General features: G+C 67.2%; 21 protein-coding genes and 3 pseudogenes. 11 read left to right on the top strand and 13 right to left on the bottom strand.

Going from position 1 to position 23,607, the window contains the following annotated elements; genetic code table 11:
• The first annotated feature begins 3 nt into the window (after positions 1-3).
• On the top strand, positions 4-1,290 hold the full coding sequence (locus tag GAA2_RS02230; protein ID WP_024500293.1) for a hypothetical protein: 1,287 nt from the start codon (positions 4-6) through the stop codon (positions 1,288-1,290).
• Here GAA2_RS02230 and GAA2_RS02225 read toward each other — a convergent pair.
• Positions 1,277-2,134 (bottom strand): glycosyltransferase family 2 protein, encoded by an 858-nt coding sequence (locus GAA2_RS02225; RefSeq protein ID WP_024500294.1) that lies wholly within the window; start codon positions 2,132-2,134, stop codon positions 1,277-1,279. The two genes, GAA2_RS02230 and GAA2_RS02225, sit on opposite strands and share 14 nt — an antisense overlap.
• Before the next feature lie 90 nt (positions 2,135-2,224).
• Here GAA2_RS02225 and GAA2_RS02220 point away from each other — a divergent pair, with 90 nt between their 5' ends.
• The 5 genes from GAA2_RS02220 (at position 2,225) to GAA2_RS02200 (ending at position 5,775) form a co-directional block, all read left to right on the top strand.
• Positions 2,225-2,926, top strand: coding sequence for a glycosyltransferase family 2 protein (locus GAA2_RS02220; RefSeq protein ID WP_024500295.1), 702 nt, complete (start codon positions 2,225-2,227; stop codon positions 2,924-2,926).
• A gap of 7 nt (positions 2,927-2,933) precedes the next feature.
• Positions 2,934-3,299, top strand: a complete 366-nt coding sequence (locus GAA2_RS02215; protein ID WP_024500296.1) for a DUF2304 domain-containing protein — start codon at positions 2,934-2,936, stop codon at positions 3,297-3,299.
• A gap of 76 nt (positions 3,300-3,375) precedes the next feature.
• Positions 3,376-3,918: an EXLDI protein gene (locus tag GAA2_RS02210; protein WP_024500297.1), complete on the top strand. Its 543-nt coding sequence runs from the start codon at positions 3,376-3,378 to the stop codon at positions 3,916-3,918.
• 115 nt (positions 3,919-4,033) lie between these two features.
• A complete protein-coding gene (locus GAA2_RS02205) occupies positions 4,034-4,972 on the top strand; it encodes an ABC transporter ATP-binding protein (protein ID WP_024500298.1) in 939 nt (312 codons plus the stop codon).
• A gap of 8 nt (positions 4,973-4,980) precedes the next feature.
• Positions 4,981-5,775: an ABC transporter permease gene (locus GAA2_RS02200; protein WP_024500299.1), complete on the top strand. Its 795-nt coding sequence runs from the start codon at positions 4,981-4,983 to the stop codon at positions 5,773-5,775.
• Positions 5,776-5,803: 28 nt separating this feature from the next.
• Here GAA2_RS02200 and GAA2_RS02195 read toward each other — a convergent pair whose 3' ends face one another.
• Positions 5,804-6,421, bottom strand: coding sequence for a dTDP-4-dehydrorhamnose 3,5-epimerase family protein (locus GAA2_RS02195; protein ID WP_024500300.1), 618 nt, complete (start codon positions 6,419-6,421; stop codon positions 5,804-5,806).
• A gap of 28 nt (positions 6,422-6,449) precedes the next feature.
• A complete protein-coding gene (rfbA, locus tag GAA2_RS02190; protein ID WP_024500301.1) occupies positions 6,450-7,325 on the bottom strand; it encodes a glucose-1-phosphate thymidylyltransferase RfbA in 876 nt (291 codons plus the stop codon).
• Between the two features lie 152 nt (positions 7,326-7,477).
• Here rfbA and rfbB point away from each other — a divergent pair, with 152 nt between their 5' ends.
• Together rfbB and galE are read left to right on the top strand one after the other, a co-directional pair.
• Entirely contained in the window at positions 7,478-8,482 is a 1,005-nt protein-coding gene (gene rfbB / locus GAA2_RS02185; RefSeq protein WP_024500302.1) for a dTDP-glucose 4,6-dehydratase, read from the top strand.
• A 52-nt stretch (positions 8,483-8,534) separates the two neighbouring features.
• The gene (gene galE, locus GAA2_RS02180) at positions 8,535-9,554 is read left to right on the top strand and encodes a UDP-glucose 4-epimerase GalE (protein WP_024500303.1); all 1,020 of its coding nucleotides are present in this window, start codon (positions 8,535-8,537) and stop codon (positions 9,552-9,554) included.
• 4 nt (positions 9,555-9,558) lie between these two features.
• Here the strand turns inward: galE and GAA2_RS02175 are convergent, their stop codons facing one another.
• On the bottom strand, positions 9,559-10,395 hold the full coding sequence (locus tag GAA2_RS02175) for a hydrolase (RefSeq protein WP_024500304.1): 837 nt from the start codon (positions 10,393-10,395) through the stop codon (positions 9,559-9,561).
• A gap of 231 nt (positions 10,396-10,626) precedes the next feature.
• On the opposite strand from GAA2_RS02175, the gene GAA2_RS02170 reads away from it, so the two are divergent.
• Positions 10,627-12,180: a DUF222 domain-containing protein gene (locus GAA2_RS02170; RefSeq protein WP_407043633.1), complete on the top strand. Its 1,554-nt coding sequence runs from the start codon at positions 10,627-10,629 to the stop codon at positions 12,178-12,180.
• Positions 12,181-12,329: 149 nt separating this feature from the next.
• On the opposite strand, the gene GAA2_RS02165 is transcribed toward GAA2_RS02170, so the two are convergent.
• The 3 genes from GAA2_RS02165 to GAA2_RS02155 all read right to left on the bottom strand — a co-directional run bounded on the left by GAA2_RS02165 (position 12,330) and on the right by GAA2_RS02155 (position 16,463).
• On the bottom strand, positions 12,330-14,447 hold the full coding sequence (locus tag GAA2_RS02165; RefSeq protein ID WP_159405408.1) for a DUF6541 family protein: 2,118 nt from the start codon (positions 14,445-14,447) through the stop codon (positions 12,330-12,332).
• Positions 14,448-14,550: 103 nt separating this feature from the next.
• Positions 14,551-15,816, bottom strand: a complete 1,266-nt coding sequence (locus GAA2_RS02160; RefSeq protein ID WP_024499515.1) for an MFS transporter — start codon at positions 15,814-15,816, stop codon at positions 14,551-14,553.
• Positions 15,813-16,463: a GntR family transcriptional regulator gene (locus GAA2_RS02155; RefSeq protein ID WP_024499516.1), complete on the bottom strand. Its 651-nt coding sequence runs from the start codon at positions 16,461-16,463 to the stop codon at positions 15,813-15,815. The genes GAA2_RS02160 and GAA2_RS02155 overlap by 4 nt, the downstream gene beginning before the upstream one ends.
• Positions 16,464-16,744: 281 nt before the next feature.
• On the opposite strand from GAA2_RS02155, the gene GAA2_RS02150 reads away from it, so the two are divergent.
• Positions 16,745-17,941: an NADP-dependent malic enzyme gene (locus tag GAA2_RS02150; protein WP_051349647.1), complete on the top strand. Its 1,197-nt coding sequence runs from the start codon at positions 16,745-16,747 to the stop codon at positions 17,939-17,941.
• Positions 17,942-17,983: 42 nt separating this feature from the next.
• Here the strand turns inward: GAA2_RS02150 and GAA2_RS02145 are convergent.
• The 4 genes and pseudogenes from GAA2_RS02145 to GAA2_RS02130 form a co-directional block, all read right to left on the bottom strand.
• A pseudogene (locus GAA2_RS02145) lies at positions 17,984-19,098 on the bottom strand (TIGR03364 family FAD-dependent oxidoreductase).
• Between the two features lie 37 nt (positions 19,099-19,135).
• A complete protein-coding gene (locus GAA2_RS02140; protein ID WP_024499518.1) occupies positions 19,136-20,149 on the bottom strand; it encodes a zinc-binding dehydrogenase in 1,014 nt (337 codons plus the stop codon).
• Positions 20,125-20,313 (bottom strand): annotated as a pseudogene (locus tag GAA2_RS02135) (phosphonate ABC transporter, permease protein PhnE); the annotation flags it as partial. The pseudogene GAA2_RS02135 and the gene GAA2_RS02140, both read right to left, overlap by 25 nt.
• Before the next feature lie 45 nt (positions 20,314-20,358).
• Positions 20,359-21,108, bottom strand: a complete 750-nt coding sequence (locus GAA2_RS02130) for a phosphonatase-like hydrolase (RefSeq protein WP_024499520.1) — start codon at positions 21,106-21,108, stop codon at positions 20,359-20,361.
• Positions 21,109-21,209: 101 nt separating this feature from the next.
• Here GAA2_RS02130 and GAA2_RS02125 point away from each other — a divergent pair.
• A pseudogene (locus tag GAA2_RS02125) lies at positions 21,210-21,721 on the top strand (GntR family transcriptional regulator).
• Between the two features lie 3 nt (positions 21,722-21,724).
• Here the strand turns inward: GAA2_RS02125 and GAA2_RS02120 are convergent.
• On the bottom strand, positions 21,725-22,396 hold the full coding sequence (locus GAA2_RS02120) for a VOC family protein (protein WP_024499521.1): 672 nt from the start codon (positions 22,394-22,396) through the stop codon (positions 21,725-21,727).
• Positions 22,397-22,501: 105 nt separating this feature from the next.
• Complete coding sequence (locus tag GAA2_RS02115) at positions 22,502-23,209, bottom strand: hypothetical protein (protein WP_024499522.1); 708 nt, start codon at positions 23,207-23,209, stop codon at positions 22,502-22,504.
• Positions 23,210-23,607 lie beyond the last annotated feature (398 nt).

Genomic DNA, 23,607 nt, shown 5'->3' with positions numbered 1-23,607 from the left:
CCGATGACGGACGTGCCGGCACCGACGCCGGAGACGCCTTCCGGCGCGGCCGGAGAAATCGACACCGACGCGCGTTCGCTGGGACGCGTCACCGTCGCGACGCTCATCGCCGCCGCGTCGGGCTATCTGGTGCTGCTGCTTGCCGCACGTCACCTCGGTGCGATCGGGTACGGCGTCTTCGCGGTGTTCTGGGCGGCCTACGGTCTCGTCACCGGTGCACAGAACGGTCAGCTGCAGGAGACGACGCGCGCGGTGCGCGCCGCATCCGGTGGTGCGGCCCGGTCGCGGCCGCTGGTCGTGAACATCGGGATCGGCGCCGGTCTCGCCGTACTGGTGGCCGCGACGTCACCGCTGTGGAGCGGCGCGGTGTTCACCGACGAACGCCGGCTGTCGGTGGCATTGCTGGCGATCGGGGTGGCGAGCTTCGCGGTGTACGCGCACTTGTGCGGCGCGCTGTCCGGGATGCTGAGCTGGTCGTCGTTCGCGGTGCTGCTGTCGGTCGACGCACTGATCCGCCTGGCCGGTGCCGTCATCGCGGTGGCCGCCGGCTGGGGCACGACGGCCTTCCTGATCGTCACCGTCATCGGTTCGGTGTCGTGGTGCCTGCTGCTGGTCGGGTCCCCCGCTGCCCGACGCGCGGTCGGGATCGGCGGAGACGTACCCCCGCGCCGGCTCACGACCAACACCCTCACCGCGATGGCCGCCGCCACCGCGAGTGCCGTTCTCGTCATGGGCTTCCCCGTGCTGATCAACCTGACCGCCAACCTGCGCGGTACCCCCGGCGCCGACGAGGCCCGGGTGATCGGCGCACTGATTCTGGCGGTGACCCTCACGCGTGCACCGCTGCTGGTGCCGCTCAACAGCTTCCAGGGCGTGCTGATCTCGCGCTTCGTCGATCACCGTGACCGACGGCTCGCGGCGCTGGCCGCCCCGCTCGGCATCGTCGGCATCGTCGGCGGGGTTGGGATCGTGGCCGCGTGGCTGGTCGGGCCCTGGCTGCTCCGGTCGGTCTTCGGCGCCGACTTCGACCTCGACGGCATCGTCGTCGCATTGCTCACCGCCGGCGCCACCTGCCTCGCCCTGTTGACCGTCACCGGTGCGGCCGCGATCGCCGCAGGTGCCCACCGCTGGTACGCCACGGGCTGGTGGGTCGCCACCCTCGTCGCCGTCGGGTTGCTGCTGATCCCGGCCGACGTCGAGGTCAGAACGTGCGTCGCGCTCGTCGTCGGCCCGCTGGTGGGGCTCGTCGTGCACATGGTCGGGGTGCTGCGGCGGCCTATCGCCGGTTGAGCCCCGTCGAAACCTTGCCTGCCGCCGCCCCCACCCGCGCTTGCAGGCGATTGAGCCGCGACGTCGCGTGTAAGCGCGCTGCCCTGGCCGCTCTTGGCCAACCGCGAGCCGCGCACCGTTCCGCCTCGGCGGCGAAGAAGCGGTTCTCCTCGTCGAAGCGACGTCCGTCGACGGCTTGCACCGAACTCACCGACCCACTGTGGCGGCGGTAGGAGAAGACGACTTCGGGGTCGTAGACGAGTGATCCGTCGTCGGCGGCGAGGTCGACGAGAAGCGCGAGGTCGAGGACGATCTCCAGCCCGGGCCGGAACCCGACCTCCCGCACCGCGGCGGTCCGCCACAGCAACGACGGAAAGTACGTCCAATTGCCGTGGTACAGGCTGGTCGCTAGGCGTTCACCGGACAGCACCGTCGCGTTCGAGGGGGCCAGGACGCTCTTCATCCGGTCCCCCAGCGGACGCACCGTCCGACCGTTCTCGTCGATGACGTCGACGCCCGGCGCGATGACCGACGCTTCCGGGTGATGCCGGGTCAACGTGCGGACGGTCGCGAGGTAGTCGGCGTGCATCACGTCGTCGCAGCCCATGACGACGAACCAGTCGGCGGTCACGAGCTCGACGCAGCGTCGGAAGTTCCCGTTGACGCCGAGGTTGGTGTCGTTGCGCAGGTAGCGCACGCGCGCGTCGTTCAGCGAGGCCAGCCATTCGCGCGGCGTCGGGTCGGGATAACAGTCGTCGACCACCACGAGCCGCAGGTCCGGGTCACTCTGATCGAGCACGCTGGTCACGGCCTCGCGGAACTGCGCGACGTCGCCGTAGAAGGGCATCATCACGTCGATCGGCATCCGACCAGACTAGCCGGGCCGAGCCGGGCGGTTCCTCTCCGAGGCCGCGGAATGGGAGTACCGCGACCGGCCGGGTTAGGGTTGTTCACCATGGCCGAACCCATCACCAATGCCGACGTCTGGCTGGTGGTACCCGTCTTCAACGAGGGGCAGGTGATCCGGGAGGTCGCGGCAAAGGCCCGCGAGACCTTCCCCAACATCGTCTGCGTCGACGACGGCTCGTCGGACAACTCGGCCGAGGAGATCAGGGCCGCCGGCGTCCACCTCGTGCGCCACCCGGTGAACCTCGGGCAGGGAGCGGCCATCCAGACCGGCGTCGAATACGCGCGCAAGCAGCCCGGCGCCCGCTTCTTCGTCACCTTCGACGCCGACGGACAGCATCAGGTCGACGACGTGTCGGCGATGGTCGCCCGCCTGCGGACCGAACCGGTCGACATCATCGTCGGCACCCGGTTCGCCGAGGGACGCAGCGAGTCGGTCCCGCTGCTGCGCCGGATGGCGTTGCGCACCATCGTCTTCCTGAGCCCCCGCACGCGACGGCTCGGATTGTCCGACGCGCACAACGGACTTCGCGTCTTCAACAAGAGGGTCGCGGACGATCTCGACCTCCTGATGAGCGGGATGAGTCACGCGTCGGAGTTCATCGCGCTCATCGATCACCACAAGTGGCGGGTTGCCGAGCAACCGGTCACGATCCTCTACACCGAATACTCACGCGCGAAGGGACAGTCGCTGATCAACGGGGTCAACATCGTCGCCGACGGCCTGTTCCACACCCGGATGAGGAAGTGAGGAGTCGATGATCTGGTTCCAGATCCTCGCGATCATCGGCCTGCTCGCACTGGTCGGCTTCTTCGTCGTCAACCGCGGCACCGCCCGATCGTCGGCCGGTGTGAAGATCCTGTTCGTCGCGTTCGTGGGTTTCGGCCTCTACGCGATGCTGCGCCAGGACGACGTCACCTGGGTCGCCAACAAGATCGGCATCCAGCGCGGCCTCGACCTCGTGCTGTTCCTGCTGGTCATCGCCTTCGCGTTCACCACGGTGTCGACGTACCTGCGGTTCCGCGACCTCGAGGTGAAGTACGCACGGCTCGCGCGCGCCGTCGCGCTGCAGAACGCCGAGAACCAGAACAGGCCCGGTCAGGACGCGGCCCCCGAGGACTGATCGGGCATAAGTCGCCGGAAGATCCGAGTTCGACGCACCCCTTGCGTCTACGTATACGTCTACTTATAGTGGGTTCATGCCCAACAAGACCATCTACGTCTCCGACGACGACATCGCCGTCCTCGAACGCGCTCAGCAGGTGTCGGGCGGTAACCTCTCCGGCGCCGTCGTCGAGGCACTCCGCGCGTATGTGCGGGCCGCGGACTATCGCGACGCCGGGTACGACGAGATCGTGCTCCGGGACGGACCCGACGGCGTGCGTCGGAAACGGTTCTTCGGTCGACCCCTCGCCGAGGAGACCGAGTACGACGAGAACACCGGCAACGCAACCAAACTCACCGCCTACGAGGGACGCACCGGCAAGATCGTGCTGTCGATCCACTTCGTGGACTGGAACAACTACGGCGTGACCCGCATGCAGAAGACCGGCAACTGGCTCAAGGACCTCACCGGCATCCCCAGCGTCCGCAGCCTGTTCAGTGCCGAACTCCCCGACTGGGGCGACTACACCGTCGAGATCGTCGACGACATCGAGGGACTGCGAAAACTCGTGCCCGAGAGGTTCTTCGAGCGCACCGCGGCCGCACTGGCACCCGACGTCGAAGACCTCGACGTGTAACGCCTCACCGTAACCGACCACTCCCCCAGAACATCCCGGCGACGCCCCATCGGGCGCTCGTCTATCAATACATGCATATATGCGCATGTCCTTATTCGTACGGAAAGGAACAGCAATGTCCGATCAACCCGCCATCAGTGTCTCCGGTCTTCGAAAGGCCTTCGGAGACAACACGGTTCTCGACGGTATCGACATCTCGGTGCCCGCCGGCAGCGTGTTCGCCCTACTCGGCCCCAACGGGTCAGGAAAGACCACCACGGTCAAGATCCTGTCCACGCTCGCACAGCCGGACTCGGGCGAGATACGGATCGCGGGACTCGATCCCGCCTCCGACCGCGATGCGATCTGCGCCCGGATCGGTCTGACCGGCCAGTTCGCTGCCGTCGACACGCTGCTCACCGGACGCGAGAACCTCACGATGGTCGCCCGGCTCCGGCATCTGCCGAAACACCAGGCCCACGAGCGAGTGGAGAAGCTACTCACCGACTTCGACCTCGTCGACGCCGCCGACCGCCGCGTCGCCGAGTACTCCGGCGGGATGACCCGCCGCCTCGACCTCGCGATGACCCTCGTCGGCGAACCGTCGATCATCTTCCTCGACGAACCGACGACCGGCCTCGATCCCCGCTCTCGCCGGACCGTGTGGGAGACCGTCCGCGGACTCGTCGCCCGGGGCACGACCATCTTCCTCACCACGCAGTACCTGGAAGAGGCCGACCATCTCGCCGACCGCATCGCCGTCCTCGATCGCGGCCGGATCGTCGCGGAGGGCACCGCCGCCGAACTCAAACAGCTCGTGCCCGGAGGTCACATCCGGATCGGTTTCGCCGACGCCGACGACCGCGAGCGCGCCCGCCGCGCGTTCTCGTCGTCGGTCGACGGGCAGGAGGAGAACAGCCTCGCTGTTCCCTCCGGCGGCGGGATCGGAGCGATCCGCGACGTCCTGTCGACCCTCGACGCCGCGGGCATCGAGGCCACCGGCATCTCGGTGCACACCCCGGATCTCGACGACGTGTTCCTCACCATCACCGGCCGGTCGGCCGCCACCCTCTAGGAGATCCGATGTCCACCACCCTCGCCTTCACGCTCTCCGATTCCTCGGTCATGGTTCGCCGCAACCTCGTTCGGCTCCGGCGATACCCCACGATGATGTTCTCCACGATCGCGATGCCCGTCGTCATCCTGCTGATGATGACCTTCTTCTTCGGCGGGGCGATCGAGAGCGCACTGGCCGCCGACGGCCCGCTCGACGGGAAGTACATCAACTACCTGCTGCCGGGGCTGCTGCTCTTCGTGCCGTCGTTCCTCACTGTGGCGGTGGCGGTCTCGGTCAACCAGGACGTCACCGAGGGCATCATCAATCGTCTGCGCTCGTTGGCCACCCCGCCGACGGCGATCCTCGCCGGTCACTTCGTCGGTGCCCTGATCCAGGGTGTCGTCGCGGTGCTGTTCCTGCTCGCCGCCGCCTTTGCACTCGGTTTCCGTTCGGAGGCAAACGCTCTCGACTGGCTGCTCGCGGGCGGCCTGTTGCTCCTGCTGACGGCCGGCCTGGTGTGGATCGCCGTCGCCATGGGCGTCGTCGCACCGAATCCGGAGAGCGCCAGCAACATGCCCCTGCCGCTGCTGTTCCTGCCCTACCTGGGCAGCGGGCTCGTGCCGACCGACAGCATGCCGAACGGGGTGCGGCAGTTTGCCGAGTATCAGCCCTTCAGCCCGATCGCCGACACGCTGCGCGGCCTGCTCATGGGACTCGACATCAGCGATCGCTGGCCGTGGGCACTCGGCTGGTGCGTGGTGTTCCTGATCGTCGGCTACTTCTGGGCGGTCACCGCATTCCGCCGCTCGACCGCCGGCTGAGCGGGCGGTCGTCCCGAGTCCGCGGCGCTCAGTCCGCCAGCGAACGCAGGTAGGCGGTCACGTCGTCGTGGCGCGGGAGCAGTCCCGACGCCGCGGCTTCGTGCAATCCGGGTGCGGCGGTGTCCTTCTCGGAGAGTTCGTACTCCAGCGGCGTACCATCCCGCGCGGTGGTCGGCCAGTCGATGGCGAGGTCGGGGTCGAGTGGGTTGATGCCGTGTTCGCCAGACGGGTTGTAGCCGGTGGAGCAGAGGTAGGTGACGGTCGAGTTGTCGGCCAGCGCGCAGAACGCGTGCCCTAGCCCTTCCGACAGGTAAACCGCCCGACGGTCGACGTCGTCGAGCAGGACGGTGTCGTAGGTGCCGAAGGTCGGGGAGCCGACGCGGATGTCGACGATGACGTCGAGGATGGCACCCGACGCGCAGGTGACGTACTTCGCCTGTCCCGGAGGAACATCGGCGAAATGCACACCGCGCAGCACACCAGCGGCAGATACCGACAGATTGACCTGCGCGAGGTCGAAGCGGTGCCCGATCACCTCGGCCAGCAGGTCCCCCTTGAACGCCTCGGCGAACAGTCCCCGTGCGTCGCCGTGCTGGACCGGGGTGAGTTCCCACGCGCCGTCGATCGTGAGCGGTCGCACCTTCATGGATGAGCCTTTCGCATCGGATGTATCCTCAGAATCCCTTGCCCCGCTGCAGGAGTTCGAGCAGGTAGTCACCGTAACCGGACTTGCGGAGTTTCTCCGCGCGAGAACGGAGCTCGTCGTCGTCGAGCAATCCACGACGCCACGCGATCTCTTCGGGCACAGCGATCTTGAGGCCTTGGCGTTGTTCGACCGTGCGCACGAAATTGCCGGCGTCGAGGAGGCTGTCGAAGGTTCCGGTGTCGAGCCAGGCGGTCCCACGCGGCAGGACCGTCACCGACAGTTTGCCGCGTTCGAGGTAGTGGGCGTTGATGTCGGTGATCTCGTATTCGCCGCGTGCGCTGGGTTTCAGGTTGCGGGCGATCTCGACCACCTCGTTGTCGTAGAAGTACAGGCCGGGCACCGCGAAGTTCGACTTCGGTTGTGCCGGCTTCTCTTCCAGCGAGATCGCGGTCCCGTCGGCGTCGAAGTCGACGACACCGTAGGCCTCCGGATTGGACACCCAGTAGGCGAAGACCGCTCCGCCGTCGACGTTCTCGAAACCCTGCAGCCGGCTGCCGAGACCGGGTCCGTAGAAGATGTTGTCGCCGAGCACGAGTGCGACCGACTCGTCGCCGATGTGGTCGGCGCCAAGGGTGAAGGCCTGGGCGAGGCCGTCGGGCGAGGGTTGGGTCTTGTAGGTGAGGTTGATACCGAACTGGTCGCCGTTGCCGAGCAGTCCCTGGAAGGCGGGCGCGTCGTGCGGGGTGGTGATGACGAGGATGTCGCGGATACCGGCGAGCATCAGCGTGGAGAGCGGGTAGTAGATCATCGGCTTGTCGTAGACCGGGACGAGCTGTTTGCTCACACCCTGCGTGATCGGGTGCAGGCGCGAGCCCGTACCGCCGGCCAGAATGATCCCTCGCATGCGCCACAGCCTAGTGCCCGACGCTCCGGCTCACTGCGCGCACACCCGGGGCCCTGGCCGGTCCCCATCCGCGTGGCAAGCTCGTCACCTCGGGTCGGGGTGCCGATCTCGGTAGAGTTGCGTCGACGAATACCTCAGGCGGAAGGATCGACGTGCGTGTTCTCGTGACCGGCGGTGCCGGTTTCATCGGCGCCAACTTCGTGCTGCGCACGCTGGCCACCCGCCCCGAGTGTTCGATCCGGGTGCTGGACAAACTCACCTACGCCGCCAACCCCGAGACCCTGACCTCGGTCGCCGACCGGGTCGAGCTGATCGAGGGCGACATCGCCGATGCCGCCCTGGTCCACCACCTGGTCGGCGAGGCCGATCTGGTGGTGCACTTCGCCGCCGAATCCCACAACGACAACTCCCTGGCCGACCCCTCGGCGTTCGTGCACACCAACCTGGTGGGCACCTACACCCTGCTCGAAGCCGTCCGCGCCCATCAGGTGCGCTATCACCACATCAGCACCGACGAGGTCTACGGCGACCTCGACCTCGACGACCCGGCCCGCTTCACCGAAGCCACCGCCTACAACCCCTCGAGCCCGTACTCGGCGACCAAAGCCGGCTCCGACCTGCTCGTGCGCGCCTGGGTGCGCTCCTTCGGCGTGGCCGCCACCATCTCCAACTGCTCCAACAACTACGGCCCGTACCAGCACATCGAGAAGTTCATCCCCCGCCAGATCACCAACGTGCTCTGCGGGGTACGTCCCAAGCTCTACGGCGACGGCCGCAACGTGCGCGACTGGATCCACGTCGACGACCACAACGACGCGGTGTGGACCATCATCGACCAGGGTCGGATCGGCGAAACGTATCTGATCGGCGCCGACGGCGAGGTCGACAACCGCACCGTCGTGGAAACCATCCTCGAACTCCTCGGCCAGCCGAAGGATGCCTTCGACTTCGTCACCGACCGCCCCGGCCACGACCGCCGCTACGCCATCGACTCCACCCGCCTGCGCACCGAACTCGGCTGGCAACCCAACTACGTCGACTTCCGCGCCGGCCTGGCCGCCACCATCGACTGGTACCGCGACAACACCAGCTGGTGGCAACCCGCCAAAGACGCCGTCGAACAGAAATACGCCGCCACCGAGCGGGTGACGGGCTAGTTCGCGGCCGGTCGTTTGGCGTTCTCGCAGTTCCGCCCCCTACGGTGTTCACATGCGCGTACTCGTGAGCGGCGGCGCGGGCTACATCGGCTCGCACACCGTGATCCAGCTGGTCTCCGCCGGACATGACGTCGTCATCGTCGACGACTTCAGCAATGCCAAGCCCACGGTCGTCGGTCGGCTCGAGGCCTTGAGCGGTCGTTCCATCCCGGTACACGCCTTCGACCTCGCGGACGTGGACAAGACCGAGCACTTCTTCGCCCACGAGGACGTCGACGCGGTGATCCACTTCGCCGGGTACAAGGCGGTCGGTGAGTCGGTGGCCAAGCCGCTGGACTACTACCAGAACAACCTCGGCACGACGTTCTCGCTGTTGCGGGCGATGGAACGCCACAACGTGCACACGCTGGTCTTCTCGTCGTCGGCGACCGTCTACGGCGCCGACCCCGAGTTGCCGATGACCGAGGACCTCCCGACGTCGGCGACCAACCCGTACGGCTGGACCAAGGTGATGATCGAGCAGGTGCTGCGCGACGTCGCGGCCAGTTCCGACGCCTGGCGGATCGCGGCGCTGCGCTACTTCAACCCGGTGGGTGCGCACCCGAGCGGTCAGATCGGTGAGGACCCGTCGGGCATCCCGAACAATCTGATGCCATTCGTCGCGCAGGTCGCCGTCGGCCGGCGCGAGAAGTTGTCGGTCTTCGGCGACGACTACGACACCCCGGACGGCACCGGCGTTCGCGACTACATCCACGTCGACGACCTCGCGGCCGGGCACGTCGCCGCACTGGACCGCATCAGCACTGGTCATACCGGCATGTCGACGTGGAACCTCGGAACCGGACAAGGCGTTTCGGTCCTCGAAGTCGTGCACGCTTTCGAAAAGGCGAGCGGCAAGCCGATTCCGTACGAGATCGCACCGCGCCGGCCCGGTGACATCGCCGCGTCGTACGCCGATCCCACCCGCGCGAACGCCGACCTGAACTGGCACGCCACCAAGACGATCGACGACATGTGCGCCGACACCTGGCGCTGGCAGTCGGGAAACCCGACGGGCTATCCGGACGCCTGAGCCGTCACCGATCGGCGTACGGATCGTCGGGATCGACGGTCTCGTCGGTGGCCCACCCGATGTAGCGGCGGGCCGACGTCTCGACGACCTCGCGTGCGTTCTCGTCGACGACGACGCCGAACGCGTCGTACAGTCGATCGAAGGGTAGTGCCGTGACCCGGTCGGCGATCTGACGAACGAGTCTGGGCGACAACGGGATCATGTTCGGGTAGCTGCGCATGAAGGTCACCATCCCCGGCTGCATGACGCCTTTGATCGTGTCGCCGGTCAGCAACGCTCCCCGACCGTCGGCGGCACCCGGCAGGTGCAGGACCGCGCTACCCGGAAAATGCCCGCCGCACTGGATGATTCGCACCCCGTTGAGGATCTCGGCGTCGCCGGACCAGAACTCGACGACAGGATCCGGCCGGGTCAGCCATCGACGATCGAGATCGTTGTAGTAGACCGGCACCCCACCGAACCGGTGACTGAGAGACACACTGGCGCCGTAGAGGTGCGGATGACTGGCCGTGATGGCTGCGACGCCGCCGCATTCCACCAGCCGGTCGACGAGAGAGGGACCGACGAAACCCGGTGGTTCCCAGAGGATGTTTCCCTGCGAAGTGGCCACCAGGAATCCCTGCTGGCCGATGCCGACCGACGGCCTCAGCGAAAGTCGGGTGAGGCCCGGCTCGACCTCGGCGACGTCGAGCGCATTGTCGGCGTCCTCGTCGAGTCGGGTCCACTGTTGTCCGCTTGTCGGAATCCACTGCCGGTCGTCGTCGCAGATCGGACAGACCTCGGGAAGGTCCGCGTCGGGCGCGTACTCGTTCGCGCAGAAGACACACATCCACGGCTGCATGACTCGACGCTAACCCCGTTGCCAGCCTCGGGCCCTGATCTCCGAGGGATGTGGTCCATCGGACCGACGTGGGTCAGCACTATATCAGTGCATACCGACAGAAGATTTGCACACGAACTCCATCGACAATCGTTGCACGCCTTGATATTCAGGCGTACGCTCGAACATACATTCGTAACAACGGCATCGGGGGGGGTGACCGTCTTGATCGAGATCTCGAACTCCGACGTCGTGCCGTCGACCCGCGCCTCCGAACTCGTGCAAGAACTACACCGGATCACCACCGAACTGCAGACCGTCGACCTGACACAATGCTCCGATGCCGAGCTCGTCGACGTCGCCGCCGACACCGAACGCGCCATCGCCCGACTCACTTTCGCCGGCGACCGGCAGATCGTCGAGATCGCCGACCGCGACCTGCCCCACAAAACCGGGCACCGCAGCATCACCCAGTTCATGACCCACCGCCTGCGCATGGCCGACCCCATGCGCCGCACCAAACAACGCCACGCGACCGCCACCCACCTCAGCCCGACCGGCGAACCACTCGAACCCGAACGCCCCGCTCTGGCAGAGGCATTGGCCGACGGCAAGATCAACACCTCCCACATCCGGGCGGTACTCGACGTGCTCGACCAGATCCCGCACGCCGTCGACCACGACGTGAAACTCGCCGCCGAACGACAGATGGCCGAAATCGCCGTCGACCACACCCCCGCCGACATCACCGCCCTCGGCGCCCGCCTGTTGGCCCACCTCGACCCCGACGGAACACTCGCCGACGACACCGACCGCAAACGCCGTCGCAAACTGTCGGTCAACCGGCAACGCGCCGACGGCACCGCCAAGATGTCCGCCGACCTCACACCCGAACTCCTCGCGCGGATCACCATGCTGCTCGCGGTCTGGGCCAAACCCGGCATGAACAACCCCGACGACCCCGAATCACCGCACGGGTCGATCGAGAATGCCGACCCCGAGATGGTCGAAGCCGCTGCCGCACGTGATGATCGCAGCGATGCGCAGCGCAACCACGACGCGTTCGACGCCTTGCTGAAGGCTGTGTTCGAGGACGGCCTGCTCGGCAAGAGTCACCGCGGGTTGCCGATACAGGTGATCGTCAAAGCCGACCTCAACGATCTGATCCGCGAAGCCGGGTTCGCCACCACCGCCACCGGCACGCTGATCCCCATCCCCGACCTCATCGACATGGCCGCCGACGCCCAACCCTGGCTGGCCGTGTTCAAAGACGCCACCGCCGTCCCGCTCTACTTCGGACGCGGCAAACGCCTGGCCACCCGCGAACAACGACTCGTGTCCTTCGCCCGACCCGACGGCGAGGTCTGCTCCACACCCGACTGCGACCTATCCGCCGCACACGTGGAAATGCACCACGCGCAACTCGACTGGGGTCTCGGTGGCCTCACCGACATCACCGACCTCGCACCCGCATGCCCGAAACACAACCGCATGGTCGGCGACCAGCCCGGCCAATACACCACCCGCATGGTGCGGGAAGGACCCGACGAAGGCCGTTGCACCTGGCAACTCAACGCCGAACCCGGCGCACCACCCAACCCCGAACGTGTGAACCGGCGACCCGACATACCCCGACGGTTCGCCGAGCACCTTGAACAGGTGCGCACCGAGATCCACGGGCCCGACGAGGCGTCCGGCGATCAGTCGCGCCTTCAGCTGCGCCAGATCATCGACCTACGCAACGCCTCCGACGCCGAAGCCACCCTCGCCTCGATAATGCTCGCCGCCGCATACCCGCGCGCCTGAGATGGCATCGGTATGACGTTGTGCCCGGAATCCGGGCACAACGTCATACCGGTCTGAAGCAGAAAGCCCGATGCTCGCGAAGGGCGGCGCGACGAGCAGGCCTCGCACCAAAGCCGAGGACGCCGGACCACATACGACCTCGTCCCGGGTCAGCCGACGGGCGGCGCCTCGGCCGGCGGGACGCCCACAGCCGGCACACCCTCCACCGGCGCAGGCGGGTACACCAGGTCGTTGACGCGGTAGACGACGGCCTCGCCCTGCCGGAACACCTCGGTCAGACCGGGGGCCCCGTTCTCGCGCAGTTCCAGGAACGGGTCGCCCTGGTGGCCGTTCTCGGGATCGGGCCGGCCGCGCTGGAACTCCCAGTAGCTCGTCGGGGAGTCGATCACGTAGTGCACGTTCATGTCCCGGACGATCTGGTCGATCGCGGGGTCGGCGCCGATCTTCGCGACACCCCAGAAGACGTCGCGCTGCCGATCGGAGAACTCGTTGGCGCGGTAGAACGGGAACATCGGGGTGACGCCGGTGACCGGGTACATCCAACCGGTGCCCTGGTCGAGGTTGTTGAGGACGAGCACGTCCTGGGCGTCGGGTTGCGAGGCGAGCCATGCGTAGGCGGCGAGGTCGTCAGGGCCGATGTACTTGCCGCCCCGTTCCTTCGACGCGATCTGCGCGTTCGGCGAGTAGCGGACCACCGCGGCGCCGGCGATCAGGGCCAGCAACACCACGTACGTGGTCGCGACCACCCAACCGGCGCGGTTCGTGCCCGTGGTGGAGGTCTCGTCCGACGGCCCGAACCGCCGCCCGATGACGCCGATGAGGGCGACCACGGACACGCCGATCGCGACACCTGCGGCCGCCGCCGAGAAGATGGCGACCACGAAGGTGAGTCGGTGCGGCGAGTTGTAGAAGTAGCCCCCGATGGCGCCGAGCGGGTAGGACAGCGGGCCGAGTGACACCACCGAGTTCGCCGTCACGAGCGCGAAGACCAGCCACGCCGCGAGTCCGGCCCAGCACCGCAACCAGGCCAGGACCCCGAGGCCGAGGACGGTCACGATGATCAGCGGCCAGACCGGGAAGTGATCGAGATTCAGCGGGATCGTGCCGTTGAACGCACCCTGCGCCAGGCCGTCGAGTATTCCGATCCCTTCTTCACGGAAGTCGAAGAACGGGAGTTCGTTGGTGTCCGCGACGCGGATCGTGCCGAGGACCACCGGGAAGATCAGGATCAGCGTGAGGACGGCCGTGACCGCGAGGGTCGCGAGATCACCCACACGGCTCACCGCCGGTCGCCAGAGGCCCTCACACAGCCACCACAGTCCCACGATGACACCGACGAGGATCAGACCGGAGGGATGCGTGGCCGTCACACCGGCCACCGCCAGGGCGGCCGGTAGCACACGAGACCGGTCGCGGACCACGCTGAGAACCAGTACCGCCGCGACCGGAGCAAGACTCACGCCAACCGCATTCGGCACCGACGTCAGCTGCACTTCGACGTACGGCAGTGACGGGAACAGCGCGGCGACGGCGGCGGCGGTACCCGCGATGAGAGCGGAGGTGTCGACGTCGTAGCGGTGTCGGGCGAACCAGTAGGCCAGTGACGCCACACCCAGCGGCACCGTGACCGCCAGTACCGCAGGCGAATACGTGTTGTACAACTCGACCGGATTCGCGCCGGTCAACGGGAACAGCAAGGCGCCCAGGGCATGCCACGTGTTCGGGTAATAGTTGAACCCGTGGGTGTCGTAGTTCATCAGCTCGCCCATGCGCAGGGCCGAACCGATCCCGGTCTCGTGGATCCACCGCAGAGAACTGGCGTGCCACAACGAGTCCCACACCTGCGAGATGTTGTCGAGTCCCGCGAACGCGGTCTTGGCCACCGGCCGGATGCAGGTGATCGCGATGATGAGTCCGCCGAGACCGAGACCGGCGACCACGCGCAGCATCGCGGTACGCCCGACTCCTGGTTCGCTCGTATCCGCAGGCACCGGCACAAACCGTCGTGCGACGCCGGTGCGCAGCAGGCGGGAATACGCCCACGCCACCGCGAGAGCGAGAACCAGCCCCACGAGCGCCGAGATCGGGTTCCACACGAAGCCGACCGCGGAGTACAGCACGGTGAGGATCGAGACCAGCGCGAACGTGATGGCCGGTCCCGCCGCGAGCGCCACCGGCCACGACAGGTTCATCCGGCGTCCTACGAATGCACCAGGCAGGATCAGCACGAGCGCGGACACGATCACGACCCACGCAGCCAGCACCATCACCCCGCGCCTTTCCACACTCGCCTGTCACCCCGCGGTTGAGACCCGTTTCCACTCCCTGCCGGGCCCCGACCAAACACTCAGCAGGGTACCCGGCGCCGTATCAGTGCGACTGTCCGGTGACGACGCTCTCGTCGGGCATCGGTTGCCCGTCGGACACCGGGAGGACCTCCGGGCGATGCTTCGAGTGCCCGGACGCCGCGACGGCGAGGCAGACCAGGGCTGCGACCGCACCGAACACGAACATCTCCGTGTAGGTGATCGACGTCCAGGTCCCGGTGATCCAGGCCAGGACCGCGGGGACGGCGAAGCCGAGGTAGGTCACGCTGTAGAACACCGCGGTCAGACCGGCGAGGTCGTCCGGACCGGCGATGCGCTGCACCTCGAGCAGGCCGGCGATCAGGGCCATCCCGTAGCCGCAGCCGAGCAGGGTTGCGGCGACCAGTGACAGCCACACGGTCAGCACGTGTGCCGCCACGGCGGCGACGAGCATGCCCGCGACGAGGGTCGTGAGCGCGACGACCACGCCGCGCGAACTGCCCGGCACATCGATGCGCCGACCCACCGACTGGATGCCGAACCCGGCGCCGAGTCCGAGGACGCAGCACAGGGCGGCGAAGGCGATCGGCGCCCCGGAGGTCCGTGCCGACATGAGCGCCGGGATGATCGCGTACGCCGTCGCGGCGGCACCGAAGACCCACGGCGCGACCGGCAGGACCACGAACATGAACCGTCGGTGACCGGCGGCCGGGATACGCAGGTCGTCGCGCAGGCGGCCGGGCGACAGGCTGGGGAAACGCGTCTCGGGGACGACAGTCAGAAGAGCTCCCGCGCACACCGCGACGGCGATGTTCACCAGGTACGGCAGCACGTGCGGCCACGGGCCCCACTGGGCGAGCACGCCGGCGACACCCGCGCCGATTCCGAAGCCGGCGGTCAGGCTCATCGCCGCACGTCCGGCGCCGATCCCGGCTCGCGCACCGTCGCGGTCGGACAGTTCCTTGATCCAGCTGCCGCCGACCGCCATCGACAGACCGAGCGCGACGCCGCTGCAGATGCGTCCCACGGTCAGCAACTCCACCGACTGCGACCCCGCGGCCAGCAACACCGAGCCCAGCGCCGCGAACACCGGCGCCGGCAGCATCAGGGGACGACGTCCGAACCGATCCGACAGCGGTCCGCCGATCAGCAGTGCGGGGACGATGCCGAAGACATATGCGAACAGCAGGGCGTCGACGACGACCGGCGAAAGACCGCTGATCTGGCGGTACATGACGAGCAGCGGGGTGAACTCGTTACCGCCCCACGCGGTCGCGAAGACGGCCAGCGAGACCGCGGGCCATCCGAAGCGGCGGCGGTTGTCGGTCATGCGGGTTCTCCCGGGAGGTCATGGACACCGGCGAGGTGCCCCGCCAAGAGGTGTTCGAAACGGTCGGCGTCGGCGGACTCGATGGCGCCGAGGAGGCCGAGGTGGTCGGTGATGATGCGGGCGGCCACCCCGGCGTCGCGGTGCACCGAGGCGATCGTCATGCGGCGATGCCGCTCGCCCAGCGTCGTGTAGAAGTCGGCGAGGAGCGGGTTGTCGCCGGCAGCGGCGATCAGCTGGTGGAACTCGGCGTCGAGCCGCGAGAACTCGGCGACGTCGGTCGTGTCGGCTCGCCGGTGCGCCTCGAGGTTGGCTCGCAGTCGCGCGGCCAGCTCGGCCGCGGCGGCGGGCCGGGAGGTGACCGCGCGGACCGCGTGACCTTCGAGGAGACGTCGGGCGTCGACGACGTCGCGCTTCTCGCGGTCTCCGATCGGTACCACGAGCGCTCCTCGCTTCGGGTAGAGCCGCATCCACCCCTCGGTCTCGAGCCGCAGGAATGCCTCACGCACGGGAGTGCGGCTCACGGAGCACCTCGAAGCGATCTCACCCTCGCTGATCAGCTCACCGCCAGCGATCTCGTTTGTGAGAATTTGCTCTTTGACCTCGGCATATACCCGCTCAGCAGCGGATTCCGCGGAGGCATGCGACATAGACACAAGTTGTACCTTACCAATGCCTGATGGCGCCGTCACCAGGGCAGACCCGACTTCCATGACGGTCCTCATCGGTGAGACACTTGATGCGGCCGTAACGAGCGTCACCCTCGCTCACGAGCCCTGATCGCGTCCGCTGAGCCACCCGCTCGCGTCGATGCGGATCTCGACAGCTCGCGGGCAACGTGGCCGGCGAGACGATGCAACCCGCGTTTCGCGGCATTCAGGAGGACCCGACCGTGACGAGCACGGAGGAGACACGTATGGGGGACACACGTATGGGCGACACCCCGATCACCGAACCGGCCATTGCCGATCTGCCGATCACCGATGACGAGATCTTCTTGGCGCACGCCGGCGGCAAGCTGTCCGTCGAGTTGCGCTCGCCGATCGACACTCAGCGCGACCTGTCGATCGCCTACACCCCGGGCGTCGCCCAGGTGTCACGCGCGATCGACACCGACGCCACCCTGGTGAACAAGTACACCTGGACCGACCGTCTGGTGGCCGTGGTGAGCGACGGATCGGCTGTGCTCGGTCTCGGTGACATCGGCCCGCGTGCGTCGCTGCCGGTCATGGAGGGCAAGTCCGCACTGTTCCGTAGCTTCGCCGGGCTGAACTCGATCCCGATCGTCCTCGACACCAAGGATCCCGACGAGATCGTCGAGACCCTGATCCGTCTGCGTCCGAGCTTCGGCGCGGTCAACCTCGAGGACATCTCGGCGCCACGCTGCTTCGAGATCGAGCGCCGCGTGATCGAGGCCCTCGACTGCCCGGTCATGCACGACGACCAGCACGGCACCGCCATCGTCGTACTCGCCGCCCTGAAGGGCGCGACGACGCACCTCGGCCGCGACATCACCAGCCTGCGCGTGGTGATCTCCGGCGCCGGCGCCGCGGGCGTCGCATGTGCCAACATCCTCCTGGCCGTGGGCGTCTCGGACGTCATCGTGCTCGACTCGAAGGGCATCGTCTCGGAGGGACGCGACGGCCTGAACGAGTCGAAGGCCGATCTGGCGAGCCGCACCAACCCGCGTGGTCTGACCGGCGGCGCCGTGGAGGCCCTCGAGGGCGCGGACGTCTTCATCGGCGTCTCGGCCGGCCTCATCCCCGAGGAGATCATCGCGTCGATGAACGACGACGCGATCGTGTTCGCACTGTCGAACCCCGATCCCGAGATCCACCCCGAGGCCGCCGCCAAGTACGCGGCCGTCGTCGCGACCGGACGCAGTGACTTCCCGAATCAGATCAACAACGTGCTCGCCTTCCCGGGCGTCTTCAAGGGCGCACTCGACGCCGGCGCCCGCCGGATCAGTGAGGGCATGAAGATCGCTGCGGCAGAAGCGATCTTCTCGGTCGCCGCCGAAGACCTGCGCGCCGATCGCATCGTGCCCAGCCCGCTCGACGACCGGGTCGCACCGGCGGTCGCGGCCGCGGTCGCCAAGGCCGCGCAGGACGAGGGTCTCTGCTCCTGATCGAAGGTTGCGCCTGGCGCCGCTCACCGCGGCGCCAGGCCGCTACCAGCCCATCAGTCCCGCAGATTCTTCCGCGATGGCGGGCCCCAGCGTCATCCCCCGCCCGCCGGGGCCGGTGACGGCCCAGACTCCGTCGGCGATCGACTCCCGGCACACGATGCGGTCGGGTTCGGTGCACTGGCTGTAGACACCGGCCCAGCGTCGTTGAATTTGCGGTAGGGCCCTGCCCAGCAGGCCCTCCGTCACCGCCACCAGATGCGCGTAGGGGTCCTCGTCGATGTCGAACGCGAACGGCTCCTCGTACTCATGGGTGTCCCCGATGGTCAGCCCGCCGTGGAGCCGCTGAACACACAGCAACTGCATGCCCTGCTCGGCTGCGATCGGTCGTTGCGGCTCGGTTCGCCGCAGTTCGTCCAGCGCCGTCCCGGCGAACCCCGGATAGTAACGCAGACTGTCGCCGTCGGCGATGGAGGTCGTCAGCCGCTGCCCGAGCGGGGACGTCTGCATCATCTGCAGCCGCACCCGGCGGATCGGGAGTTCGCCGAACACCTCGTGCAGAAGACCGCGGTGATTTGCCCCGGGGCACAACAGGACACAGTCACCGCCGTGAACCGTGCCGGCGTCGTCACGCACAGAGGTCCCGTAGATGTCGCGAGCCTCCACACCCGGCACGAATGTATACCGCCCCGAACGCGCGAGATGCGCTCGGAGAGCCGGCATCGCCTGTCGTGACTCGACCGCGGCATCGCTCGTACAGTGCAGTCCGGCAAGGTATTCGCCTTGAAGGGCGGGATTGACCTCGGCGACCTGGGCTCTCGTGAGGAGGTGGAAGCCGCGGCGGTCCGCATCCTCGCGGGCGACGACCTCCTCTGCGACTGCCACTTCGGCAGCGTTGCGCAGCAATGTGATCGACCCATTGGCGCGAAATCCGACAGCCGGAACCAGTGCCCCGATCTCCTCCCAGAGCACGCGCGACCGCAGCGTGTCTCCAGTTCGGGCGCCGACCGGCCCGACACCCACACCAGACCGAAGTTGCGGACCGTCGCGCCCCGCGCCTCCAGCTCACGGTCGAGGTGAACGACGTCGTGACCTCGTTCGACGGCCATCCAGGCGTGCGCGGTTCCGGTGATTCCGGCTCCGACGATGATCACGCGCATCGATTCAGATCCTCTCGTTTCCCATCGGTTTCGGGGTCTACGGCGCGACGGCGACGCGTAGCTTGCGGCCGGGGGCCGACCGCACCGCGGTCTCGATCTGTTCGAGTGGTAGCGGATCGGTCACCAGTTCCGACCAAGGATGACGGTCCACCGTGCGGCCGAGAAAGGCGACAGCCTCCCGCAGATGGCGTGGCTCATAGTTGTGGATGCCGGTGATCGTCCACCAGCGTCGGACGATCTGCTCCGGATCGACTTCCAGCAACGGCCCCGGGGCGACGGACCCGGCGAGAACAAGCGCCCCGGAGATCGCCAGCCGCGGAAGGCTTTCCCGGATGAACGACGCGGCACCGGTGAAATCGAGTACTGCATCGACCATCTCGCCGTCGTCGAGCAGAGCTCCGAAGCTGACCGCTTGTCCGAGTCGGACCCGGTCGGGGTCGACGATCATCGCGTGGGCCCCGCGGTCGGTGCACACCGCCGCGGCGGTCGTACCCAGCATGCCGGCACCCCCGATCAACACCCTGCGGCCCGACATGTCGCCGGCGCGCTCGACCGCGGCCATGACCGTGGCCGTCGCACAGGCGGCCGGAGCGGCCACCGCGTCGCCGAGATGCTCCGGAACCCTGACCACCGCGGTACCCGAAGGCAGCACGATGTGTGTGGCATAGCCTCCCGACAACGTCCAGTCACTGTCGAAGGACTCGTGACCGACTTTCCGTACTCGCCGGCACTTGGCGGTGATCCCGCGCCCGCAGCGGTCGCATTCACCGCACGCGACCGTGACCGACCACACGACCCGGTCGCCCACCCGCGCGGGTGCGCCCGCGCCGACTGCGACGACCTCGCCGACCGCTTCGTGCCCGAGGACCGACGGGCACGGCGACTGTCTACGCCCACTGACGGTGTGCAGATCACTGCCGCAGACCGTCGCCAGTCGGATTCTGACGACGATCTCTCCTCGCCCCGGTGCGGGCAGCGGCATCTCGACGATGTCGATCCGATCGCCCCGCCACACGGCCGCACGGGTCAGACCTGTTTCGAACGTATCCATCCCGGCAACCTTTCGATGGCGAACACAATGACGAAGATGACGATCACGATCGCCCAGACGACCTCGAGACCGAGCGTGCGGATCGACTCGGACAGCAGGAGACCGATACCGCCGGCACCGACGACGCCGAGGACCGTGGACGTGCGGATGTCGACGTCGAGGAGCCGGCGAATCATCATGGGGTGACGCGATTCTGGGGAAGGGAGTGCTCAGGAGTCGGGGATCAGCGCGGGGAGGTCTGCGACCGAGGCGAGCACGGCGTCGGCACCGGCCGCACGGAGGGTGGCCTCGTCGTGTGCGCCCGTGAGGACCCCGACCGAAAGGCCGACGCGCGCACGACGGGCGGTCTCGATATCACTGGAGGTGTCGCCGACGACGATCACGTTGGCCAGGTCGTCGACCTGTGCGGTCAGGGCCGCGGCGAGTACGAGATCCGGGTATGGCCGGCCGCGCAGGCCCGCGGTAGGTGCCAGGACGTGGTCCACGGCCTCGGTCCATCCCAGAGTTCTGAGGATTCGCTGTTGCGTCGCGGGACTGAACCCGGTGGTGAAGGCGGTCGCGATGCCCCGAGCGCGAAGACCGGCGAGTACTTCGGAAGCCCCCGCCACGGGTTCGACTCCGCGGGTGATCAGTTCTCCGTAGGCGCGTTCGAACTCTTCGTTGGCGGTTTCGGCTGCACCCTCGGCGCCGAAGAGGGCACGAAAGACCGCGATCTTCGATTGCCCCATGGTGTCGAGCACGTACTTGCGGGCGCGTTCACGTGTCTCTCCCGCCTCGGGGACGCCGACCGCGGTGGCGGCTGCCTCGAAGGCCTGGGTGACGAGACCGTCGTCGACGACGGTGGTACCGGCCATGTCGAAGACGACCAGCTGAACGGGACCGGTGATGTACTGGGGGACAGTCGAGTCGATGACCTCCGAGTTCGGTATGCGGATGCTGCCTGAAGTCTGCATGCGCACAACTCTCACCTTTGGTATAGCCCAATTCGGGTGGTTCCTCCGAACTCCAGATGAACACTCGGCTTCCATTTGGTCTAGACCAAGTCTTGATCTTCGGCAGCATGGATCTGTTCGAGCGGCCGCGTGTTCTGAAGCACCAGGTGGTTCGATCACGGCTCGAAGGACTGCTGGAAGATCTCGTCGAGGGCGATCCGTTCCCTGCGGAACGTGAACTCGCCGAAGCATTCTCGGTGTCCCGCGAGACCATTCGTCAAGCACTCCGAGAACTCTTGCTCGACGGCAGGATCATCACCACCGCCGGCGTGCGGATAGGACTCGACACGACCCGTCTACCGGCCCACCGGTATCCCGATCTCGAGCCGAACTTCGAGGTGTCGTCATCTCTGTACGCCGAATTTGCGAGACGCGGAATCAATTTCGGCAGAACGGAGGACACGATGGAGACCACTCTTCCCGACGCGCGCGAAGCGGCATTGCTACACGTCGATGCGCGTACGCCGATGTTCGTGCTCAAGCGCCAGTCGTACGACGACAGGGCGTTCCCATCGAATTCCGCCGCTCACTCTATCGAGGCGACCGGATGGCGTTCACCCAGACGATGTACCCCGACTGACCGTCAGTCGGTCCGTTCCTGCCAGGTACACAGGCAGATCTCGTTGCCTTCGGTGTCGGCGAGAACCCACCACGCGGGCGCGTACTCATCGGTCAGTAGCTGGCCACCCGCGGTGATCGCTGCCTGCAGGCGTTCGTGTACCTCGTCGTGGGGCACCCACAGATCGAAGTGCACCCGGTTGCGTTCCGGTCGTGGGGAATCCATCTGCTGGAACCAGACGGCAGGCAGACGTCCGGCAGGATCGATCAGATCGACGGACTCGTCACCCACCGCGTCGGAATAGCCGAGCACCGCCCTCCAGAACGGTCGGATGGCCTCGATGTCCTGCGCGTCGATCCCCACGTCGAACTGGCCGGCGGGCTCGGGGAACGTCTCGAGGCCCATCTCGATCGCGATGCCCGCGATGCGGTTCGCCAGTGCGACGTCGGCCTCGGTCAGCTGGTGGGCACTGTGCGTTGTGAGAACGAGATGCACTGAGCCGTAGCGCAGATCGATGTCGGGGTGGTGGTTCGCCGCCTCGGCCGCGTCGACGATCTTGGTGATGAACTCGAGACCTCGCACCATCGAACCGGTGCGATAGGCCGCCTGGAGCTTGTACCCGATCACCCGCCAGGGATCGGGTACGGCTTCGGTTGCCTGGGCACGGGACAGCGGACTGCGTGTTGAGCCGGTCATACTCCCCCATGCTGCCTGCTGGACCGCGGATGCGAAAGGGGTGCTGACACAGAGTGCGGGCTCAGTGCCGGATTCCGGCACTCAGCCCGCACTGTGGAAACGTTGTCAGCGCTGGTTCGACGTCGCTGCGGCCAGTTTCGCGATCGCCTCGGCCGTCGCAGGCAGAAACCCGCGTCGAGCGTCCTGGTCCAGTGCGGTCCCGGCGCCGATGACCGGGTCGTAGTCGAGGCCGATCACCGTGCCGACCGCCCCGGAGACGACCCCGACCAGCATGTCCGCGAGGCCTTTCTGCTGTGGCACCGGAAGCTGGGACCCGATCACGACGACGGTGCGCTCGAGCACCCCCGCGCGGTCCCATTCGGTGAAGATGACCCGTGCCCGGTTGAGCAGGTCGGGTCGTGGGCTGATCACGAGCACCGGCGTGAGGTTCGGGAGGTCGTCTTCGGCGAGTTCGGGCAGCAGCGTGAGCGGGTGCGCCCCGGCGTCGACGACCGGCACCGCGCCCTGCCGCCATACCTCCACCACAGCGTCGGTGACTGCCGCCTCCTCGGGAGGCAGCCAGAGACCAGTGCCCGACGCGGTGCGCAGCAGCTCTTCGTTGCCAGTTCCGCGGAGTCGGAGCTCGATGTCGCAGTCGTTGCCGGACGCGTCGACCCACCACGACAGCAGGCCGAGGGTCGACGCGGCGCGATGTTCGGCGAGGAGGGCCGACACGACAGACGTGCCGACCCCGCCCGCGGTTCCACAAACGACGACGGCCCGCTCATCCCAAGATTGCGGGTCGCCGTCGCGCGGCTGTATCAGGCCAGTCATCGTCGATCAGGGTACGGAGTTCGCGGCTGGTTGCCGTGGTCAAGCGAGTTCATGCAGGCTCGTCATCTGACACACGAGTACTTCTACGGGACAAGCATGTGGAAACCCACGAGACCACCTGTGGGTGTCCTGACCGGATTGTTCACCGCGTACGTCGTGATACCGATGGTCGCCGGACCCGATCCGGTCGGGACATCCCATTCTGTCTTCTCACCGGGACGGGGACCGAACGTTGCTGGCACCCATTTGTGCAGTGCATAGCCCCGAAGACTGGTGTAAGTCGTCTGGAATAGTACTCGGCACTTTGGATTTCGTTTCCAGCTGGCGCCGTCACCACCGAATCCGAGTGACCGTGCAGTCACACGAACCACGCCGCGCTTGTTCTGTGGAGTGTGAAT

It is taken from the genome of Gordonia ajococcus (assembly GCF_012974285.1).
Lineage (GTDB): Bacteria > Actinomycetota > Actinomycetes > Mycobacteriales > Mycobacteriaceae > Gordonia > Gordonia amicalis.
This window is presented reverse-complemented; position numbering and strand designations above follow the sequence as displayed.

What these genes read in the sequence shown, in the direction of transcription:
- GAA2_RS02230 (WP_024500293.1), top strand. Translation starts at nt 4, where the DNA reads ATGACGGACGTGCCGGCACCGACGCCGGAGACGCCTTCCGGCGCGGCC.
- GAA2_RS02225 (WP_024500294.1), bottom strand. Translation starts at nt 2,134, where the DNA reads ATGCCGATCGACGTGATGATGCCCTTCTACGGCGACGTCGCGCAGTTC.
- GAA2_RS02220 (WP_024500295.1), top strand. Translation starts at nt 2,225, where the DNA reads ATGGCCGAACCCATCACCAATGCCGACGTCTGGCTGGTGGTACCCGTC.
- GAA2_RS02215 (WP_024500296.1), top strand. Translation starts at nt 2,934, where the DNA reads ATGATCTGGTTCCAGATCCTCGCGATCATCGGCCTGCTCGCACTGGTC.
- GAA2_RS02210 (WP_024500297.1), top strand. Translation starts at nt 3,376, where the DNA reads ATGCCCAACAAGACCATCTACGTCTCCGACGACGACATCGCCGTCCTC.
- GAA2_RS02205 (WP_024500298.1), top strand. Translation starts at nt 4,034, where the DNA reads ATGTCCGATCAACCCGCCATCAGTGTCTCCGGTCTTCGAAAGGCCTTC.
- GAA2_RS02200 (WP_024500299.1), top strand. Translation starts at nt 4,981, where the DNA reads ATGTCCACCACCCTCGCCTTCACGCTCTCCGATTCCTCGGTCATGGTT.
- GAA2_RS02195 (WP_024500300.1), bottom strand. Translation starts at nt 6,421, where the DNA reads ATGAAGGTGCGACCGCTCACGATCGACGGCGCGTGGGAACTCACCCCG.
- rfbA (WP_024500301.1), bottom strand. Translation starts at nt 7,325, where the DNA reads ATGCGAGGGATCATTCTGGCCGGCGGTACGGGCTCGCGCCTGCACCCG.
- galE (WP_024500303.1), top strand. Translation starts at nt 8,535, where the DNA reads ATGCGCGTACTCGTGAGCGGCGGCGCGGGCTACATCGGCTCGCACACC.
- GAA2_RS02175 (WP_024500304.1), bottom strand. Translation starts at nt 10,395, where the DNA reads ATGCAGCCGTGGATGTGTGTCTTCTGCGCGAACGAGTACGCGCCCGAC.
- GAA2_RS02165 (WP_159405408.1), bottom strand. Translation starts at nt 14,447, where the DNA reads ATGGTGCTGGCTGCGTGGGTCGTGATCGTGTCCGCGCTCGTGCTGATC.
- GAA2_RS02160 (WP_024499515.1), bottom strand. Translation starts at nt 15,816, where the DNA reads ATGACCGACAACCGCCGCCGCTTCGGATGGCCCGCGGTCTCGCTGGCC.
- GAA2_RS02155 (WP_024499516.1), bottom strand. Translation starts at nt 16,463, where the DNA reads ATGTCGCATGCCTCCGCGGAATCCGCTGCTGAGCGGGTATATGCCGAG.
- GAA2_RS02150 (WP_051349647.1), top strand. Translation starts at nt 16,745, where the DNA reads ATGGGCGACACCCCGATCACCGAACCGGCCATTGCCGATCTGCCGATC.
- GAA2_RS02140 (WP_024499518.1), bottom strand. Translation starts at nt 20,149, where the DNA reads ATGGATACGTTCGAAACAGGTCTGACCCGTGCGGCCGTGTGGCGGGGC.
- GAA2_RS02120 (WP_024499521.1), bottom strand. Translation starts at nt 22,396, where the DNA reads ATGACCGGCTCAACACGCAGTCCGCTGTCCCGTGCCCAGGCAACCGAA.
- GAA2_RS02115 (WP_024499522.1), bottom strand. Translation starts at nt 23,209, where the DNA reads ATGACTGGCCTGATACAGCCGCGCGACGGCGACCCGCAATCTTGGGAT.